Origin of the sequence: Frankia sp. CpI1-P (genome assembly GCF_001421075.1) — a bacterium.
GTDB lineage: Bacteria > Actinomycetota > Actinomycetes > Frankiales > Frankiaceae > Frankia > Frankia torreyi.
The window spans coordinates 43441-61316 of record NZ_LJJX01000032.1; the positions used below are offsets into that span (position 1 = coordinate 43441).

A 17876-nucleotide genomic window follows, 5' to 3' on the forward strand; every position below is an offset into this window, starting at 1 on the left:
CGGACGAGCCGTTCCACCTGACCGGCCGAGCAGCGTCGGGCACGGGTCAGCCACAGCTCCTCGGTGGCGGGTTCGGCGACCCGGGTCACCGCCCGCACCTTCGCAGCGGAATCCGCGGGCGGGACGCGGATCCGAGAGGTCAGGCGCTGGCGGTGACGGACTCGCGTAGCTGCTTCTTCAGCGCCTTGCCCATCGCGTTGCGGGGGATGGTGTCGAGGAGCTCCAGCCGCTCGGGCGTCTTGTAGACGGCCAGGCCCTTCTCGCGGCAGAAGGCGGCCAGGTCGGGCAGGGTGAGCGGGCCCGCGCCCTCGGCCTGCACCACGAACGCGGCGCACNGCTCGCCNGTGCGCGGGTCGGGCAGCCCGACGACGGCCACCTCGGCGATGCCGGGATGGGTCAGCAGGACGTTCTCCACCTCCAGCGCGGAGATGTTCTCGGCGTTGCGGACGATGACGTCCTTGAGCCGCCCGGTGATATAGATCCAGCCCTCGGGATGGTGGATGCCCAGGTCACCGGTGTGGAAGTAGCCGTCGGGGGTGAAGGCCTCGGCGTCGAGGGAGGCGTCGACGTAGCCGGCGAACAGTTGCGGGCCGGCGATGCACAGCTCGCCCTCCTGGCCCCGCGGAACCTCCGTGCCGTCGGGGTCGCGGACGCTGATCCGCACGCCGGGGNCCGGGCGGCCCGCTGCGGTGCGCAGCCGCTCGGGCGGATCGCCGGGCGACGGGTAGCCGGCCATCGGGAACTCGGTCAGGCCCCAGCCGTTCATCAGGCCGTCGCCGCCGAGCTCCGCGATGGCGCGGTCGTGCATGCCGGGCTCGCTCGGCGCCCCGCCGGCCATGAAGAACCGCAGCCGGGCGAACAGCGGCTCCGGGCCGTCGGCGCGCTGGGCGTTGAAGGCGGCCTGCGCGTTGAAGTAGGCGTGGAAGTGCGGCGCGGCGCTGCCGAGCATCGTCGAGCCGTGCCGCGCCAGCGCCAGCGGGGCCGTGCGGGGGTCGAAGATGTCGACGAGCACGACCTTGCAGGCCGTCCGCAGGCCCAGCGACAGCACGCTCGACCCGCCGATGTGGGCGATCGGGAAGGCGATCGAGGCGACGTCGGTCTCGTCGAACCCGAGCTGGGACACCATCGAGTTCGACCCGGCGATGACGGAGGCGTCGGTGTGGCGCGCCCCCTTGGGGAAGCCCGTGGTGCCCGACGAGTAGAACACCCAGCGCACGTCGGCGTCGGCGTCGCCGGTGGGCGGGGGTGGCGGCGGCGGCAGGGTCGCGGGGTCCCCGAGCGGCAGCGGGAAGTCGGCGAACCAGTCCGTGTCCACCGGCGGGCCGGTCAGCCGCGCCGTCGCCGGGTCCGGCGGCAGGTAGGGATCGCAGACCATCGTGCGCAGGCCGCGCCGGGCCGCGATGGCCTCGGCCATCGGCCGGTAGTCGTAGCCGCGGAACACCGCCNGGACGATCAGCAGGGTCGTGCCGAGCTGNTCGACGATGAAGTCGACCTCGGCCTCGCGCAGCAGCGGGATGATCGGGTTCTGCACCGCGCCCAGGCGGGACAGCGCGCTCATCAGCACCGCGCTCTCGATGGTGGTCGGCAACTGCCAGCTCACCTGGGTGCCGGCGCCGACCCCGGTCGCGGCCAAGCCTGCGGCCACCCGCAGGGCCAGCTCGCGGAACTCGCCGAAGCTGATCCGGCGGTCGTGGTTGTCCACCAGCATCGGCAGGTCGGGCGTTGCCGCGGCCCGCCACTCCACCAGCTCCCACCACTGCCGCAGCGACGNGTCAGCAGAGCTCATCGACCTGGCCTCCCCACCCGTCCGGACCCCTCGCGGCACAGCCCGCGAGACGCCGCACCACCGCAGCATCTGACACTGTGTCTACAGCAATCAGAAGAATCAGGGAAGTTCCGGAACCGTCGCGGACCCGCTCGACACCCCGGCGGCCGCCGGGCCTGCCGACGCCGCCNGCACCGCCACCGCGAAAGTCACTCTCAGTGATCGAAAGATGGCGGTGTTCGGGGGCACGAAGGGCCGAAAGGGGCATATTTCCGGGCTCCGGCCGATTTCCGTTCCGCGACGACGATTCGCCTGCCGCCTTCGCGCCGAGGGCGCCCCACGCCGAGCCGCGCCAAGCAGCGCCACCGGACCGAGGAAGCGGCTCACGATACCCGCTACCGGGATTAGCGCGTCGCGAAATGCGAAACACCGCCGCCAGAACGGAAAGATTATACGCAGTCATTCCCGGCCCCGGGCCGCCTTCCGGCGTCGCCGCGCAGTCGTGCGGTCCGACGCGCCGCACGGTCGGGTGAGCCGCCCGGGCCGATGCCGGCCCGGCGTTCGATATGCCTGGTGACGGCACCTGTCCCCCTGGTTAGCCGGGCGCGTGCGTTCCACCGGCCGCCGCCCGGCAGACCCCGTACGCACGGCGGCGCCCCGGCCAGGACGCCGCCGTGACCCCTCCCGGATGTGACATTGACGTCAGAACATCCAAGCGGGAAGATGCGGCTCCTGCGGGCGGATCGGCGGGATTCCGGGTCTCCACACGAACTGGCAACCGCCATCCCGCCCGCATTGACAAATCATCACGGCGATCGACCGGCCGCACTGACGACCTTGCGTCGGCTCCGCCGGTCGAGCACACCTGACAAGGGGATACACCGATGGCATCGAGGCGACGACGGACCCTGTCCGGCTGTATCGCAGCCTTCGCCGCTTTATTACTCACCGTGTCGGCCTGCGGGGGCAGCAGCGATGGCGGGGCGAAGGCCGATGCCCCACCCGCCGCCGCCGCCACGGCGGCACCCACCGGAACACCGTTGAAGATCGGTAACGTCGGCCTGTACAGCGGCGCCTTCGGCCCGCAGAACCAGCGCGGGCTCGACGCCCTCGTCGCCTGGTCGAAGTGGGTCAACGCGCACGGCGGCATCGCCGGCCACCCGGTCGAGGTGATCAGCCGGGACGACCAGGGCGACCCGACGAAGTCGATCGCCGCCGTCCACCAGCTCGTCGAGCAGGACAAGGTCCTCGCCCTCGTCGGCAACTTCGCCGGCGCCACCGACGGCTCCTGGCGCAGCTACGTCGAGCAGCACAACATCCCCGTCATCNGCGGGATCACCACGACGGCCCAGTACGGCAAGTCGCCGATGTTCTTCGCCGCGACGTCCAACTCGCTCGAGTACCTCACCGGTGAGGTGTACAGCGTGAAGCTCGCCGGCTCGCCGAAGTTCGGCACCATCGTCTGCGCCGAGCAGGCCGCGTGCGCGGAGGCGAACGGTCTGATCTCCGGCATCTCCGCCCGCCTCGGGATCTCCTCGGCGGGTGTGCAGACCGCGTCGGCCTCGGCGCCGAACTACACCTCGCAGTGCCTGTCGCTGCGCAGCGCGGGCGTGAAGGCCGTCATCACGAACGTGCCCGCGCAGGTCACCGCGCGGCTCATCAAGGACTGCTCGACGCAGCGCTACCAGCCGACGTACGTCTTCTCCGGCGGCGTGTTCCAGCCGAACCTCATCCAGCCGGCCAGCGAGGGCGCATGGCTGACCTCCGGGGCCCCGCTGTGGTTCGGGGACAAGCCCTACCTGGCCGACTTCACCGCCGCACTGAAGCAGTACACCAAGAACGACCCGGACGGCTTCGCCAGCCGCGGGTGGCAGGCGGGGCTGTTCTTCGCCGCCGCGGCGAAGAACGTCTCGGCGACGCCCACCAGCGCCGAGATCCTCGACGGGCTGTACGCGCTGAACGGCCAGTCCCTCGGCGAGTGGTCGCCGCCGCTGACGTTCGCGAAGGGCCAGCCCAACAAGGTCGGCGCCTGCAACTGGTACGCCAAGGTCGTGGGCGGCAAGCTGACGACCCCCAAGGGGGACAAGCCCGTCTGCGTGGAGAACTGATCCCGGCGGCGATCCGCCGCTGACCGCTCCGCCCCGGCTCCGGTCCCGCCGCCGTACCGCGGGACCGGAGCCGGGTGCCAGGTCACCCGGTCGCCGATCAGACGATCAGACGATCAGACGGTCAGGGTGCGGGTGAGCGCGGTGTCGACGAGCGCGTCGAGCGTGGTCAGCTTCACCCGCGGCCGGCCCGCCGGCTCGCCGGACGCCCGCTCCGCCGCGTCGATGAGCCGCCAGCCGGCCTCCGTCACCAGGTCGGGCTGGCGCTCGCGCAGCCAGGACTCGCCCTCGCCGACCGGGTCGACGCCGCCGGCCCGCGGGTGGCGCGCCAGCCGGCCCTCGGCGACGTCGGCGAGCAGCGTGGCGACCGTCTCGACGGCACACTTGCGGTTCGTCCCGATGATCCCGGTCGGACCGCGCTTGATCCAGCCGGCCACGTACTCACGGTCCGCCCCGGCGACCCGCCCGGCGTCGTTGGGGATGATCCCGCGGCGCTCGTCGAACGGCAGGCCGGCCAGTGGCAGGCCCTTGTAGCCCACCGCCCGCACCACCAGGTCGGCCGGGAACACCTCCCGCTCGCCGGTGTCGACGGCGCTGACCCAGCCCTCGGCGTCCACCTCCAGCCGGTTGCGGGCGAACACCACCTCGGCCACCCTGCCCTCCCCGCGGATCTCCACCGGGGAGCGCAGGAACCGCAGCGCCATCCGCCGCGTCCCCGCCGGCGCCGGCTGCGACGTCNGCGACGGCTGCGACGGCAGGGCCGCGGCGTAGTCGCGCAGCACGGCCAGGTTGCGTCGGATCAGCCGGGACAGCTTCTCCTCGCCGGGCTGCTCGGCGACCTCCGCGGGGTCGACGTCCACCGGCGCCCCGGTGAACTCCGGCAGCTCGCGCAGCTCGGCGGTGGTGAACGCCGCCTGCGCCGGCCCGCGGCGACCCACCACCACGACCTGTTCGATGGCGCTGGCGCGCAGGGCGTCGAGGGCGTGGTCGGCGATGTCGGTCGCGGCCAGCCGCTCGACCGGGGAGCACAGGATCCGCGCCACGTCGAGCGCGACGTTGCCCGCCCCGATCACCACCGCGCGCCGGCCGGACAGGTCGGGCGCCCGGTCGGCGAAGTCGGGATGACCGTTGTACCAGCCCACCACGTCCACCGCGGACACGCTGCCCGGCAGGTCCTCGCCCGGAATCCCCAGCCGCCGCTCGCCCTGCGCGCCGACCGTGTACACCACCGCGTCGTAGCGCTCGACCAGCTCCTCACGGGAGACGTGCCGACCCACCTCGACGTTGCCGAAGAAGCGGAAGCGTGTGTCGGCCGCAGTCGCCGCGTACACCGACGACACCGCCTTGATCTTCGGATGNTCCGGCGCCACCCCGGCCCGCACCAGGCCCCACGGCGTGGCCAGCCGCTCGTAGAGGTCCACGCGGACCGGAACGGCGGACTGCTCCAGCAACGCCCCCGCGGTGTAGAAGCCCGCCGGACCGGAGCCGATCACGGCGACGGTCAGGGGGGCGTTCACGGCATCATCGGCCATACGGCGACTCCTTCTGACGGACGGCTACCCGGCCGGATCCCTACCGGGCGACCGCACGGACACGCCCTCGACCGGCCGACGCGTCCCACTGGACGGGATCACAGGCACGATCCTCCGATGACACCGCCCGGCGGGTCGACCGATCGGCTCGAACCGCCGAGTGTCGGCGCGTCGGATGTCGGCGCATCGGGTGTCGGCGCATCGGGTGTCGGCGCGTCGGGGTCACGCACCCGGCGCCCGGCGGCCGGCGGGCACCAGCGGCGAGTCCACGGCGAAGCCCTCGACCGTCACACGGCGGCGGGCGAACCGCCACGTGCCGTCGACCTCGACGACCTCGTCGCGGTAGGTGCCCCAGTGGTCCGCCCCGCGGACGCCGACGAACTGGAAGCAGGCGTACGTGGCGGCGCCGCCCTCCGGGTGGGGGTCGATGTAGACCGAGCTGAGGTGGTGGCGGCCCGGGAGGATGTCGACGGAGCGGAAGCTCTCCCCCGCGCTGCGGAAGTAGGCTTCGATCGCGTCCCGGCCGACGTTGGTGTCGTCGTCGATCCGGAACACCGCGTCGGGCAGGAAGAGGTCCACCAGCGGCCCGAGCCGGCCGGAGTCGGCGAAGTACGTGTAGGACGCCAGCAGGTGGGCGGCGCCGACGCGGGTCCGCAGCTCAGCATTGTCCATGTGGATCTCCGATCGGACTGGCGGGAGCAGGGACGCGGGTCAGGCCCGGCCGGTCGGTGAGGTGGCCGAAGACCGCCGCGGAACCGAGGGTGCCGCCGGCGCCGCGACCAGAGGCGAGTTGTGGGCCTCGGCGTGCCTGCTTGGTCAGGAGCGCGCCTCTGCGGCATCGGGCCGGGTACTGAGGTCCGTTCGGCCGCTGAGACGCTGAGACGCTGCTCATGTTGCCAACAGAGCACTGGCTACGTCTACCTGTATGTGCTTATTGATGACGCGGTGGCCGCCGGCGGGGCGGGTGCGCCGGGGCCGGGCGGGCCCGATGTGACATGAGACGATCTCGCAGGTGACCAGCAGAACCGCCACGGCACAGCAGCCGCGCGACCGTGCGCGGCTGCGCCACCTTGCGCGGCTGCGCCGTGTTCGCGACCGGATCGACCGGGAGTACGCCCGTCCGCTGAGCGTCGAGGCGCTCGCCCGCGGCGTGCACATGTCGGCCGGGCACCTCAGCCGCGAGTTCCGACTTGCCTATGGAGAGTCGCCGTACGGCTACCTGATGACGCGGCGGATCGAGCGGGCGATGGCGCTGCTGCGCTGCGGCGACCTCAGCGTCACCGAGGTCTGCTTCGCGGTCGGCTGCTCGTCGCTGGGCACCTTCAGCAGCCGCTTCACCGAGCTGGTCGGGGTGGCGCCGAGCGTGTACCGGCGTGCGGCGGGGCACACCACGGCGGGAATGCCGTCGTGCGTGGCGAAACAGGTCACCAGACCCGTCAGGAATCGAGAAGCGCAGGTCACCGAGCCGCGCCTAGCCTGACCACCATGGATCTCACCATTCATACGACCTTCCTCCCGCACACCGACGCGGACGCCTCGCTGGCCTTCTACCGCGACACCCTCGATTTCGAGGTCCGCAACGACGTCGGCTACGGGGGAAGGCGCTGGATCACGGTCGGNCCNGCCAANCAGCCCGACATGTGCATCGTCCTGGAGCCGCCGGCCGCCGACCCCGGCATCACCGACGACGAGCGCCGCACCATCGTCGAGATGATGGCNAAGGGTAGTTACGCCCGCATCATCCTGGCCACCGCCGACCTCGACGACACCTTCACCCGGCTGCAGGCCAGCGGCGCCGAGATCGTCCAGGAACCGACCGTGCAGCCGTTCGGGGTTCGCGACTGCGCCCTGCGCGACCCCGCCGGCAACCTGATCCGCATCAACGAGGTCCGCTGAGCGACCCGCGGCCCCCCGCCGTCGCGAACGGCGATGCCCGCTCCACCCGCACCGGCGAGCATCTCGCGACCCACGTCGGCACCAGATCCATGAACAGGAGGTCAGATGCTCCGTAGTCGACCACAACCGGAAGGCGCCCATCCTGGCCCTTTTCCCTGCGGCTGACGCGGGTGGAGCATGTTGACGCGAGCGTCAGATTCGGGCTAGCGTGCGGCTCATGCTNACCGGCGACCTCGAGGATCTCGATGTCCTGATCGTCGGCGCGGGCTTCGCCGGCATGTACGCGGTGCACCGCCTGCGCGGGCAGGGGCTGCGGGTGCGGGCCTACGACGCGGCCGACGACGTCGGCGGCACGTGGTACTGGAACCGTTACCCGGGCGCCCGCTGCGACATCGAGAGCCTGGAGTACTCCTACTCGTTCTCCGAGGAGCTCCAGCAGGACTGGGAGTGGAGCCGGCGCTTCCCCGAACAGCCGGAGATGCTCGCCTACGCCCGGCACGTGGCCGACCGGTTCGACCTGCGCCGCGACATCGTGTTCGCCACCCGGATCACGTCGGTGACGTTCGACGAGGGCGACGGGCGCTGGCTGGTCACGACCGACCGGGGCCAGCGGGTGCGCGCCCGGTTCTGCGTGATGGCGACCGGCTGCCTGTCCGTGCCGAACGTCCCCGACCTCCCGGGGGCCGACCGCTTCGCCGGGCGTGTCCTGCACACCGCGACCTGGCCGGCCGAGGACGTCGACCTGGCCGGCCAGCGGGTGGGGGTCGTCGGCACCGGCGCCTCGGGCATCCAGTGCATCCCGCTCATCGCCCAGGTCGCGGACCACCTGACCGTGTTCCAGCGCAGCGCGAACTTCAGCGTCCAGGGGCTGAACGTGCCGCTGGACCCGGAGCTGGCCCGCGAGCGCAAGGCGCACTACGGCGAGTACCGCGAACGGGCCCGGCGGTCGTTCGGCGGGATGCTCCTGCGCCAGAACCGCGTCCATGCCCTCACCGCCTCGGCGGAGGAACGCGACCGGGAGTTCTCGGCGCGCTGGGGGCTGGGCGGCTTCGAGTACATGGCCGCCTTCGACGATCTCATCTTCGACCCGGCGGCCAACGACCTCGCCGCGGACTACGTCCGGGACAAGATCCGCCAGATCGTGCGCGATCCCGAGGTCGCCGCGACGCTGACGCCGACGGACCACCCGATCGGCACCAAGCGGATCTGCGTCGACACCGACTACTACGACACGTTCAACCGCGACAACGTCACCCTCGTCGACGTCCGCCGCGACCCGATCACCGAGATCACCGAGACCGGGGTGCGGGCCGGCGGGCGGGTGCACGAGCTGGACATCCTCGTCTACGCCACCGGCTTCCACGCGATGACCGGGGCGCTGCTGGCGATGGACGTCCGCGGCCGCGGCGGGCGCCGCCTCGCCGACCACTGGGCCCACGGGCCGCGCACCTACCTGGGGCTGGGGATGAGCGGGTTCCCGAACCTGTTCGTCGTGGCAGGCCCCGGGAGCCCCTCGGTGATCTCCAACGCGTTCGTCTCCCTGGAGCAGCACGTCGACTGGATCGGCGACTGCCTGGCCTACCTCGACGCCCACCGCCTGACCACGATCGAGGCGGACCCCGCCGCCGAGGACGACTGGGTGGCCGACGTCAACGCCGCCGCCGCGCGCACGCTCTACCCGCAGGCGAACTCCTGGTACCTGGGAGCCAACATCCCGGGCCGGCCACGGGTGTTCATGCCGTACGTCGGCGGGGTCGGCCGTTACCACAAGCGCTGCGCCGCCGTCGCCGCCGACGGCTACACCGGGTTCACGCTCAGCGCCTAGCGCGGCCGCTCAGGACCCGGACAGGACCCGGACAGGACCCGGCCGGGTGTTCTCCCCTGCACAGGCGCCGCCGACGCATGAGCCTCGGACCGCGCGTAGCGAGCCGGAACCGGCTGCGCCCTGGTCGTCGACGGCGATGCCAGAACCACACCCCATTGAAGATCATAAAATGCCTGCAGCGGGCCGCTGATGCTATAAACAGAGTGTCAGATGAGCTCTGTCGAGCCGCTCTGGACACCCAGCTGGCCGGCGAAGGCCGCCGGCGACGATCCCGCCAGTCGCGCACGGCGGGAACCAGGAGGAGGGACGGGCGTTGCCCGAAGGGACGAGCGCCGCGGGCCCACTCGCCGGCATCCGGGTTGTCGAGCTCGCCGGGATCGGCCCCGGCCCGCACGCGGCGATGATGCTCGCCGACCTGGGCGCGGACGTGGTCCGGGTGGCCCGGCCGGGTTCCGTGCCGGCGCCGGGGGTGCCGGCCGAGCCGGTGCAGCGCGGGCGCCGCCTCGTCGAAGCCGACCTGGGCGACCCCGTCGCCCGCGACGGCGTGCTGGACCTGATCGCCGGCGCCGACGTGCTGATCGAAGGCTTCCGCCCCGGCGTCACCGAGCGCCTCGGCCTCGGCCCGGAGGACTGCGCGCGGCGCAACCCGCGGCTGGTCTACGGGCGGATGACCGGCTGGGGCCAGCAGGGACCGCTGGCGGACCGGGTCGGCCACGACATCAACTACCTGTCGATCACCGGCGTGCTCAACGCGGTCGGCCGCGCCGGCGAGCCGCCGGTGCCGCCGCTGAACCTGGTCGGTGACTTCGGCGGCGGCTCCACCTACCTGGTGGTGGGTGTCCTCGCCGCGCTGGTCGAGCGGGAACGCTCCGGGCGCGGCCAGGTCATCGACGCCGCCATCGTCGACGGCGCGAGCCTGCTCGCGCACATGGTCTGGGGGCTGCGCGGGCGTGGCCGCTGGAACGACGAGCGCGGCTCCAACCGCCTCGACACCGGCGCGCCGTTCTACGATGTCTACGAGACCGCCGACGGGCGCTACATGGCCGTCGGCGCGCTCGAACCCCGCTTCTACACCACGTTCGTCACCGGCCTCGGCCTCGACCCGGCCGCGCTGCCCGGCCAGGACGACCGGGCCCGCTGGCCGGAGCTGCGCGAGGCGTTCACCAAGGCCTTCGCCGGGCGCACCCGCGACGAGTGGGCGGCTGTGTTCGATCCCCTCGACGCCTGCGTCACCCCGGTGCTGGACTTCGACGAGGCCACCGCGCACCCGCACATGGCCGCCCGGGAGATCCTGATCGACGTGGCCGGCGTGACCCAACCCGCCCCCGCGCCGCGGTTCTCGCGCAGCGTCCCCGCCGCGCCACGGGTTCCGCCGCGCGCCGCGGTCACCGTGGCCGAGGTCCTGGCCGGGTGGACCTGATCCCCCGCCACGCCCCCGAGCCCGATCTCGATCTCGACCTCAGACCTCGATCTCGACCAGACAACGAAGGAGGCGCCGTGTCCGTAACGGCAGCGCCGTCCAGCGGCTCCGACACGTTCCCCACCGGCGCCTGGGAGCTCCCGGACGAGTTCCGGATGCTCGCCGACACGGTGCGCCGGTTCATGGAGACCGAGGTCCGCCCGCTGGAGGACACGCTCCCCCACGACGCGGCCGGCCTGCCGCCCGAGCTGCTGAAGCCACTGCAGGCCAAGGCCCGCGCGGCTGACCTGTGGGCGCTGCAGACGCCGGCGGAGTTCGGCGGTGCCGGGCTGAGCGTGCTCGGCCAGGTCGTCGTCGCCGAAGAGGCGGCGAAGTGCCGGATGGGCGCGTTCTTCCCGGCCTGCGGGGCGTTCGGCGGCAATCCGCCGACGGTGATGTTCTCCGCGACCCAGGAGCAGTTCGAGACGTACGCCCGTCCCATCATCGAGGGTAAGGCGGGCCGGGCGTTCACCGCGATCAGCGAGCCGTCCGGCGGCTCCGACCCGGCGCGGGCGATCCGCTGCCGCGCCGAGCGCGACGGCGACCACTACGTCATCAACGGCACCAAGATGTGGACGACCCACGCCGGTTCCGCGGCCTGGGGGGTGCTCTACGCGCGCACCGGCGAGCCGGGCCGCCGCGACGGGATCACCTGCTTCATCCTGCCCAACGACGTCGAGGGGCTGACCAAGTTCCCGATCGACGTGATGACCTCCTACGCGCCGTACGAGCTGCACTTCGACAACGTCCGGATCCCGGTGGCCAACCGGATCGGCGAGGAGGGGCAGGGCTTCCGGCTCGCCTCGCAGTTCCTGGTCTCCGGGCNCATCGCCTACGCCGCCGGCCCGATCGGCATCGCCCAGCAGGCGCTGGGGATGGCGATCGACTGGGTCAAGCAGCGCGAGGTCTTCGGCTCCCGGCTGGCCGACAAGCAGGGCATCCAGTGGATGATCGCCGACAGCGAGGTGGAGCTGCGCGCCGCCCGTCTGCTGATGTACCAGGCGGCCTGGAACGCCGACCTCGGCAAGGATGTGCGGGTCGACGCGTCGGTGTGCAAGATGTACGGCACCGAGGCCGCCTACCGGGTCCTGGACCGCTGCGTGCAGATGTTCGGCGCGCTCGGCCTGTCCAAGGAGATGCCGCTGGAGCGCTGGTTCCGCGACCTGCGGGTCAAGCGCCTCGGCGAGGGCGCCTCCGAGGTCCAGAAGATGATCATTGCCCGCGAGCTGCTCCGGTGACGCGCGCATGACCGAGACCGGAACCTCGCTGCCCGCCGACGCGTCCGCGGGCGGCCTCGTCCCGGCGGCCCGCGCCGAATCCGCGCAGCTCGCCCCGGTCGGGGTCGCCCTGCCGGCACGGGAGTACGCCGAAAGCCGCTTCCGGCTGAGCCAGGTGATCCGCGACGAGCGCGGCGTGCGCGTCACGATGCAGCTTGGCCCGTGGCTCGACGGGCCCGACGGCGTCGCGACGATCGGTTCGCTCGGCGTCCTGGTGGACTCCGCGATCGGGATGGAGGTCTACGACGCCCGGCCGGAGAACTCCCACTCGGTCACCGCCGAGCTCTCCGTCGACGTCGTCGGCCCCCCGCCGTGGTCCGGCGGGCTGCTGACGGCCAGCGCCGAGCTGCTCGGACGGGATCCCGCCGGCGGGACGGCCCGCTGCGAGGTCCGCGACGACGCCGGCCGGCTGATCGCCGTCGGCATCGGCCGCTGCCGCTTCGTCAGCATCCCGGGCACGGCCGCGGGTTACCTCGACGGCGAGCCGCAGATGCTGCCGCCGGCCGCGCACCACTCGCTGCTGGCGGCCCTCACCCGGGCCGACGCCGGGGACGCGGCCATCGCCGGCCCCGTGCGCGACGGTGACCTGGGCCGGTTCCTCCTGCCCGCCAACCCGGCGTTCGAGAACGGCGGCGGCACGGTGCACGGCGGCATACTGTTCTGCGCCGCCGAGCTCGCCACCGAGGCGCTCGCCGACCCGGCGGTGCCGGAGCGCACGACGGCGATCCGGGTGAACTACCTGCGCCCGGCCGACCTCGCCGCCGAGGTCACCGCCACCGCCGAGCTCGTCCACCGCGGCCGCACGGTCTCGCTCTACCGGGTGACGACGGNGGGTCCGTCCGGCAAACCCGCGACCCTGGCCACCATCACCCGCGAGCGCGGCACCCCGGTGTTCTGACCCCGACCTCGCCGCCGCCCGGTGCATCCATCGGCGCCGGGCGCGGCGCGGCGGGGCTGCTGTGGCCATGCCCGACGCTGCGGCACGTCGACCGTTCGTGACGTTCTGGCTACTGTTGGGCCATGCCTCGCGAGTGGGACGCCCGCACCTACGATTCGTTGCCTCTCCCCCACCTGTTCTGGGGTAAGAAGACGCTCGGCCGACTCACCCTGACCGGCGCCGAGACGGTCCTCGATGCCGGTTGCGGCACCGGGCGCGACACCAGCGCCCTGCTCGACCTGCTGCCCGACGGGCGCGTGATCGCCCTGGACGGCTCCGCCGCCATGCTCGGCCAGCTACGGGCCCGTCTCGCCGACCGCCTCGACCGCGTCGAGGTGATCCAGGCCGATCTGCTGAAGCCGCTGCCCGTCCACACCTCGGTCGACGCCGTCGTCAGCGTCGCCGCCTTCCACTGGCTGCCCGATCACGACACGGTCTTCAGGAATCTGGCCGCGGTCATGCGGCCCGGGGCCCAGCTCGCCTTCGAATGCGGCGGCCAGGGCAACGTCGCGAGCATCGTCCACGCCATCAACGAGGTGCTGCCGGACGCGCCCCGGATCTGGAACTTCGCCGGCGTCGAGGACACCACACGCCGCCTGCTCGCCGCGGAATTNACCGACCTCGAGGTGACCCTGACGCCAGATCCCGCCCGACTCGAACAGGGCGAGCAGCTCAGCAGCTTCCTGGCGACGGTGATGCTGGGNGCACACCTCGACTTCCTCCCCGAGGATGAGCGGGTGGCCTTCGTCGACGCGATCACCGCCCGCCTCCCGGAACCCGTCGTCGACTACGTCCGTCTCCAGGTCCGCGCCACCCGAGCCGGCACCTGACCGTTGCCCGGCCGCGACCCGGACACCGACCCCTCCTACGGCCGCATGACGGACGGCCACATCCCGGCCATGTCCCGGCCACGTCCGCCTATCCCGCCGGCTTCCACCGCCGTGGTTCCTGTGTCGTCTCCGCTCACAGCGTACGAACATGTGTTCGACATCCGGGATGTGTTGTTCTACCGTCGACCCATGGTTCTCGACGACGACCTCGGGGACGGCCCTGACCCGCCGGCCTGTCACTGCTACGGGCCCCTCCCCGTCGGAGCGGCGGTCATGACGCGCTGCGCCCGACTACGGCACGGACAGGCGGGCGGATGACCGGATCCCTGGTCGCGAACAATACCACGCGCTAATATGCGAACACATTCGACATTGTTGCCGCGGAAAGCGGGGTCGGGCGATGCACGGTGGACCGATTGTCAAATTCCTGGATGACGCGCACTGGTTCGACGTGACCCGGTTGGAGTATCCGGACGGGCGGATCGCGCGGATCCAGGAGGCATGGATCCAGCTTTCGCCGCGCTACGTGTGTTTCTACAACAAGTGGGATCCCGGCGCGATCACGCCTCGGCACGGACATCATGGGGATCACTCGATTTTCGTCACCCGCGGGCAGGTCTCGGACGGCACGCATGTCTGCGGCCCCGGTTCGCACATCATGCTGGAGTACGGCGACACCTTCGGCCCCTGGGAGGCCGGGCCCGAGGGCTGCGAGATGTACGGGGTGATCATGGGCGTCGGGCACCCGTTCCTGGACAAGGCCGCCTGGCGCATGTACCTCGCCGAACGTGGGATCGTCGAGCATCCCTGCCCGCCGCCNCCGCTGCCGCTGTGGTCGGCCGGGCTGAGNGTGCTCCCCGCGGACTGACCGGACCCGCGCCGCGGACAGTCCCGCCCGCGCGCCATGCCGTGACCCGGACGGTTCGCCGTGCCCCGGCCGGCCATGGCCCAGACCGCGATGCCCTGGTCCGCCCGCGCGACGGCCGGGGCACCGCAGGACGGTGCCCCGGCCGGGGGCGGGCTATTCGATCGGGTCGTCGATCGTCGGGTTACGCACGCCGAAGCCGATCTCCTTGACGTTGAACGTCGGCTTCAGGCCCGGGCGGTCCACCCACGACGGGCGCGGCACGTGGCCGGGCTNGGGGCGGGCCCAGTCGACCCAGGTGCCCCAGTCGTCGCGGGTCAGCTTGATGTCGCCGGGCGTGTACGGCTGGCCGAACTCGGCGTACCACTTGCCGAAACGCTTCATCTCGTAGGCAATCCAGTAGTCCTCCTCGGACTTGAACTGCCCGTTGCCGGCGTACTCCAGAATCTGGATCGACTCGGCGCCGACCTTGGGGCCGCCGGGCACCTTGTAGTTGTCGGCCCAGTTGATGCCCTTCCAGACCACCGTGTCACCGTCGATCTTGTACCAGATCATCGGCGTGTAGGTGCCCGGCGACCAGGACATGGTGACGTCGAGGTACTCCTCGATCTCGTCCTGGCCGTTGAAGGTGCCCCAGTAGTGGTCCTTGTACCAGGCGTCCTCGGTGAAGCACTCGTGTGCCCAGCGCTTCCAATCCTCGGCGACCGGCCCGAGTAAGTAGTAGTTCTTGAATGCTGCTTCCACTTCTTCGCGGGAATGGCTCACGCGGCCTCCAGGGGTGTGGGTGGCATTGCAGGCGCCTCGAGGGCGGTCAGGCGCGGACCGTGGTCGGGGTGTAGGCGGCCTTGAGGTGCTTGATGCCGTGGAGGAAGTTCGTCCGCAGGAACTGCGGCTCCTCGACGGCGTGAATGTCAGGAAGGTACTCGAACAGCGCCTTGAACACCACGGCCAGTTCGAGGCGGGCGAGGTGCGCGCCCAGGCAGAAGTGCGGGCCGGGGGCGCCGAAACCGAGGTGCGGCGGGGTGAGGTCGCGGCGCACGTCGAACCGGGTGCCGTCGGGGAACACCGACTCGTCCTGGTTCGCCGAGCGGTACCACAGCACGAGCTTGTCGCCCTCGCGGAACTCCTGGTCGCCGAGGCGCACCCCGTCGGCGGTGACGGTGCGGCGCATGTGCAGCACCGGCGACGCCCAGCGGACGACCTCGTCGACGGCCGTCGGCGTGACGCCGTCGATGTCGGCGGCCCACAGCGCCCGCTGGTCGGGGTTCTGGGTGAGCGCGAGCAGGCCGTGCGCGATGGCGTTGCGGGTGGTCTCGTTGCCGGCGCCGACCAGCAGGATGAAGAAGGAGGCGAGCTCCTGCGCCGTGAGGTTGTCGCCCTCGGCGGCGACGAGGAGGCTGATGAGGTCGTCGCCGGGGTTCTTCAGCCGGTCGGCGGCGAGCTCGCGCAGCAGTTCGGCGAAGTCGTCGCCGACCCGGGACAGGTTCTTCGCGACCCCACGCGGGCTCTGGTCCGGGACGTACTCGGGGTCGCTGGCGCCGAGCAGCTTGTTCGTCGACTCGAAGATGAACTGCTCCTGGCTGCGCGGGATGCCCATCATGTCGTTGACGATGCGCAGCGGGATCAGCGCGGCGACCTCGGTGACGAAGTCACACTCGCCCTTCTCCGCCACCGTCCCGAGGACCTCCCGGGTCACCTCGCCGACGTTGGCGCGCAGCGCCTCCAGGTTCTTCGCGGTGAACCCGCGGGAGATGATCCGACGCTGCCGGGCGTGCTGCGGGTTGTCCATCGCGATGATGGAGCCGAAGAACTCCCGCAGGTCCAACGGCTGGTCGAAGATGTTGGTGCCCTGCCCGGAGCAGAAGTCCTCCGGCCGGCGGCTGACCTCCATCACGTCGGCGTAGCGGGTCACCGCGTAGAAGCCGCGGCCCCGGACGTTGCCGGCGAGGTCGAGTTCGGGGAAGTACGGGCGTTCCCCGGACGCGCGCACGCTCGCGAAGTAGGCGTCGCGTTCGGCCGCGGGCCGGGTCCACCAGTCGAGATCGTCCAGGTCGACGTCAGCGATCAGGCTCATGGCCGGTTCTCCTCGTGCTGTGCGGCGGCACCGCGGGACGGATGCGGCGCGCTCCGGTGGTCGTTCGGACGGGTGGCGGCGAGCTGGGGCGGCGAGCTTGAGTGGCGGCGAGCTGGGGGGGCGGCGAGCTCGAGGGGGCGGTGAGGCGGGTGCCGGATCAGGCGGCGTCGGCGGCCGGGTAGCGCAGCACGCCCCGCAGGTTCGTGCCCGCGCGCAGGTCGTCGAACGCGTCGTTGATGTCGTCGAGGGGGTAGGTCCGCGACACCATCACGTCGAGGTCGACCTGGCCGACGCTGGACAGCTCCAGCAGCTTGGGGATGTCGGCGCGCGGGTTGCCCGAGCCGTAGAGCGTGCCGATGATGCGCTTCTCGGTCAGCGTCAGGTCCATCAGGTTCACGTCGATGGACGTCTCCGTCGCCGGGTGGATGTTGGTGACGACAAGCGTGCCCCGCTTGGNCGTCATCCNCAGGGCCTTCTTGACCAGCTTGCCGTCCCCGACGCCCATCGCGCAGATGAACACGTCGGCGCCGCGGTCCCAGGTCGCCTCCGCGACGACGGCGGGGGCCTCCTGCCAGGAGGTCGCGACGTGGGTGGCGCCGAGCTCGAGGACCTTGTCCTTCTTCGTCTCGACCGGCTCGATCGCGACGATCACCTTGGCACCGGCGAGCTTCGCGCCCTGGATGGCCGCGCCGCCGATGCCGCCGACCCCGGCGACGACCACGGCGTCGCCGGGGCGGACCTGGGCGGCGTAGACCGCCGAGCCCCAGCCGGTGACGAACCCGCAGCCCAGCAGGCAGGCCCGGTCCAGCGGGTAGTGGTTGTCGATCTTGATGACGCTGGCCTCGTTGACCACCGTGTGGTGGGCGAACGACCCGATCAGGCAGGCGGTGGAGATGTCCTCGCCCTTGGCGTGGTGGCGGTAGCCGTCGTCGGAGATGTGCCGCCCGCTGTAGAGCTTGGCGCCGAGGTCGCACAGGCTCTGGTGGCCGGTCGAGCAGGACGGGCAGCGCCCGCACGACGGCATGAACCCGAACACGACGTGGTCACCGGGCTTCAGCCAGGACACGTGCGCACCGACCTCGCGCACGNCCCCGGCGCCCTCGTGCCCGCCGATGCACGGGATGCGGAACGGCATGTCGCGGGTGACGAGGTGCTCGTCGGAGTGGCAGATGCCCGAGGCGTGGAGTTCGACCAGCACCTCGTCGTGCTTGGGCGGGTCGAGCTCGATCGTCTCGACCGCCCACGGGGCGTTCGGCTCCCAGAGCACCGCGGCCTTGGTCTGCACTGTCGTGTGGTCCTCTCGTCGCTACC

10 protein-coding genes and 15 pseudogenes are annotated in these 17876 nt (G+C 71.8%); 13 read left to right on the forward strand and 12 right to left on the reverse strand.

All coding sequences use genetic code 11. The annotated features are described in order from the left end of the window. Window positions 1–139: 139 nt before the first annotated feature. From FF86_RS53190 to FF86_RS53210, 4 pseudogenes are all read right to left on the reverse strand, one after another. Window positions 140–335 (reverse strand): annotated as a pseudogene (locus FF86_RS53190) (cyclohexanecarboxylate-CoA ligase); the annotation flags it as partial. 9 nt (window positions 336–344) lie between these two features. Beyond that, a pseudogene (locus FF86_RS53195) lies at window positions 345–671 on the reverse strand (AMP-binding protein); the annotation flags it as partial. Window position 672: 1 nt separating this feature from the next. After that, a pseudogene (locus FF86_RS53200) lies at window positions 673–1445 on the reverse strand (AMP-binding protein); the annotation flags it as partial. Window positions 1446–1475: 30 nt separating this feature from the next. After that, window positions 1476–1765, reverse strand: a pseudogene (locus tag FF86_RS53210) (AMP-binding protein); the annotation flags it as partial. A gap of 884 nt (window positions 1766–2649) precedes the next feature. On the opposite strand from FF86_RS53210, the gene FF86_RS53215 reads away from it, so the two are divergent. Both FF86_RS53215 and FF86_RS53220 read left to right on the forward strand, forming a co-directional pair. Further along, a partial coding sequence (locus FF86_RS53215) for an ABC transporter substrate-binding protein (protein ID WP_242419138.1) occupies window positions 2650–3093 on the forward strand: 444 nt, incomplete at its 3' end. A gap of 1 nt (window position 3094) precedes the next feature. After that, window positions 3095–3873, forward strand: a pseudogene (locus FF86_RS53220) (ABC transporter substrate-binding protein); the annotation flags it as partial. Between the two features lie 113 nt (window positions 3874–3986). Here FF86_RS53220 and FF86_RS67210 read toward each other — a convergent pair. The 4 genes and pseudogenes from FF86_RS67210 to FF86_RS20235 form a co-directional block, all read right to left on the reverse strand. After that, window positions 3987–4608: pseudogene (locus tag FF86_RS67210) on the reverse strand (NADP oxidoreductase); the annotation flags it as partial. 1 nt (window position 4609) lies between these two features. Then, a pseudogene (locus FF86_RS53230) lies at window positions 4610–5228 on the reverse strand (NADP oxidoreductase); the annotation flags it as partial. A gap of 1 nt (window position 5229) precedes the next feature. Further along, window positions 5230–5402: pseudogene (locus FF86_RS53235) on the reverse strand (FAD/NAD(P)-binding protein); the annotation flags it as partial. Between the two features lie 222 nt (window positions 5403–5624). Further along, window positions 5625–6074: a nuclear transport factor 2 family protein gene (locus tag FF86_RS20235; protein WP_044886443.1), complete on the reverse strand. Its 450-nt coding sequence runs from the start codon at window positions 6072–6074 to the stop codon at window positions 5625–5627. A 340-nt stretch (window positions 6075–6414) separates the two neighbouring features. Here FF86_RS20235 and FF86_RS20240 point away from each other — a divergent pair, with 340 nt between their 5' ends. The 11 genes and pseudogenes from FF86_RS20240 to FF86_RS20270 all read left to right on the forward strand — a co-directional run. Next, a complete protein-coding gene (locus FF86_RS20240; protein ID WP_044886444.1) occupies window positions 6415–6882 on the forward strand; it encodes a helix-turn-helix transcriptional regulator in 468 nt (155 codons plus the stop codon). 5 nt (window positions 6883–6887) lie between these two features. Continuing rightward, on the forward strand, window positions 6888–7021 hold a 134-nt coding region (locus FF86_RS53240), incomplete at its 3' end, for a VOC family protein (protein WP_242419154.1). A gap of 10 nt (window positions 7022–7031) precedes the next feature. Continuing rightward, window positions 7032–7120, forward strand: a pseudogene (locus FF86_RS53245) (VOC family protein); the annotation flags it as partial. A gap of 1 nt (window position 7121) precedes the next feature. Continuing rightward, window positions 7122–7298: pseudogene (locus tag FF86_RS53250) on the forward strand (VOC family protein); the annotation flags it as partial. A gap of 223 nt (window positions 7299–7521) precedes the next feature. After that, a pseudogene (locus FF86_RS20250) lies at window positions 7522–9123 on the forward strand (flavin-containing monooxygenase); the annotation flags it as partial. A 313-nt stretch (window positions 9124–9436) separates the two neighbouring features. Further along, window positions 9437–10543, forward strand: a complete 1107-nt coding sequence (locus tag FF86_RS20255; protein WP_044886446.1) for a CaiB/BaiF CoA-transferase family protein — start codon at window positions 9437–9439, stop codon at window positions 10541–10543. A 77-nt stretch (window positions 10544–10620) separates the two neighbouring features. Next, window positions 10621–11407: acyl-CoA dehydrogenase family protein (locus tag FF86_RS53255; RefSeq protein ID WP_396229962.1), on the forward strand; the 787-nt coding region annotated here is incomplete at its 3' end. Between the two features lies 1 nt (window position 11408). Further along, a pseudogene (locus FF86_RS53260) lies at window positions 11409–11820 on the forward strand (acyl-CoA dehydrogenase family protein); the annotation flags it as partial. 529 nt (window positions 11821–12349) lie between these two features. Beyond that, the coding region (locus FF86_RS53265) for a PaaI family thioesterase (protein WP_242419157.1) at window positions 12350–12689 on the forward strand (340 nt) is incomplete at its 3' end. Between the two features lies 1 nt (window position 12690). Beyond that, window positions 12691–12757 (forward strand): annotated as a pseudogene (locus tag FF86_RS62855) (hypothetical protein); the annotation flags it as partial. Window positions 12758–12879: 122 nt separating this feature from the next. Next, on the forward strand, window positions 12880–13409 hold a 530-nt coding region (locus FF86_RS20270; protein ID WP_242419140.1), incomplete at its 3' end, for a trans-aconitate 2-methyltransferase. A gap of 1893 nt (window positions 13410–15302) precedes the next feature. Here FF86_RS20270 and FF86_RS20285 read toward each other — a convergent pair. The 4 genes and pseudogenes from FF86_RS20285 to FF86_RS53290 all read right to left on the reverse strand — a co-directional run. Continuing rightward, window positions 15303–16565, reverse strand: coding sequence for a cytochrome P450 (locus FF86_RS20285; protein ID WP_044886452.1), 1263 nt, complete (start codon window positions 16563–16565; stop codon window positions 15303–15305). 157 nt (window positions 16566–16722) lie between these two features. Further along, window positions 16723–17021: pseudogene (locus tag FF86_RS53280) on the reverse strand (alcohol dehydrogenase); the annotation flags it as partial. Between the two features lie 10 nt (window positions 17022–17031). Next, window positions 17032–17653 (reverse strand): zinc-binding dehydrogenase (locus FF86_RS53285; protein WP_242419141.1); only part of this gene is annotated, 622 nt, incomplete at both ends. Window position 17654: 1 nt separating this feature from the next. Further along, window positions 17655–17850, reverse strand: a pseudogene (locus FF86_RS53290) (alcohol dehydrogenase catalytic domain-containing protein); the annotation flags it as partial. Between the last annotated feature and the right edge of the window lie 26 nt (window positions 17851–17876).

Excerpts from the sequence above, each read along its gene's own strand:
- FF86_RS20235 (WP_044886443.1), bottom strand. The coding sequence starts at position 6,074 with ATGGACAATGCTGAGCTGCGGACCCGCGTCGGCGCCGCCCACCTGCTG.
- FF86_RS20285 (WP_044886452.1), bottom strand. The coding sequence starts at position 16,565 with ATGAGCCTGATCGCTGACGTCGACCTGGACGATCTCGACTGGTGGACC.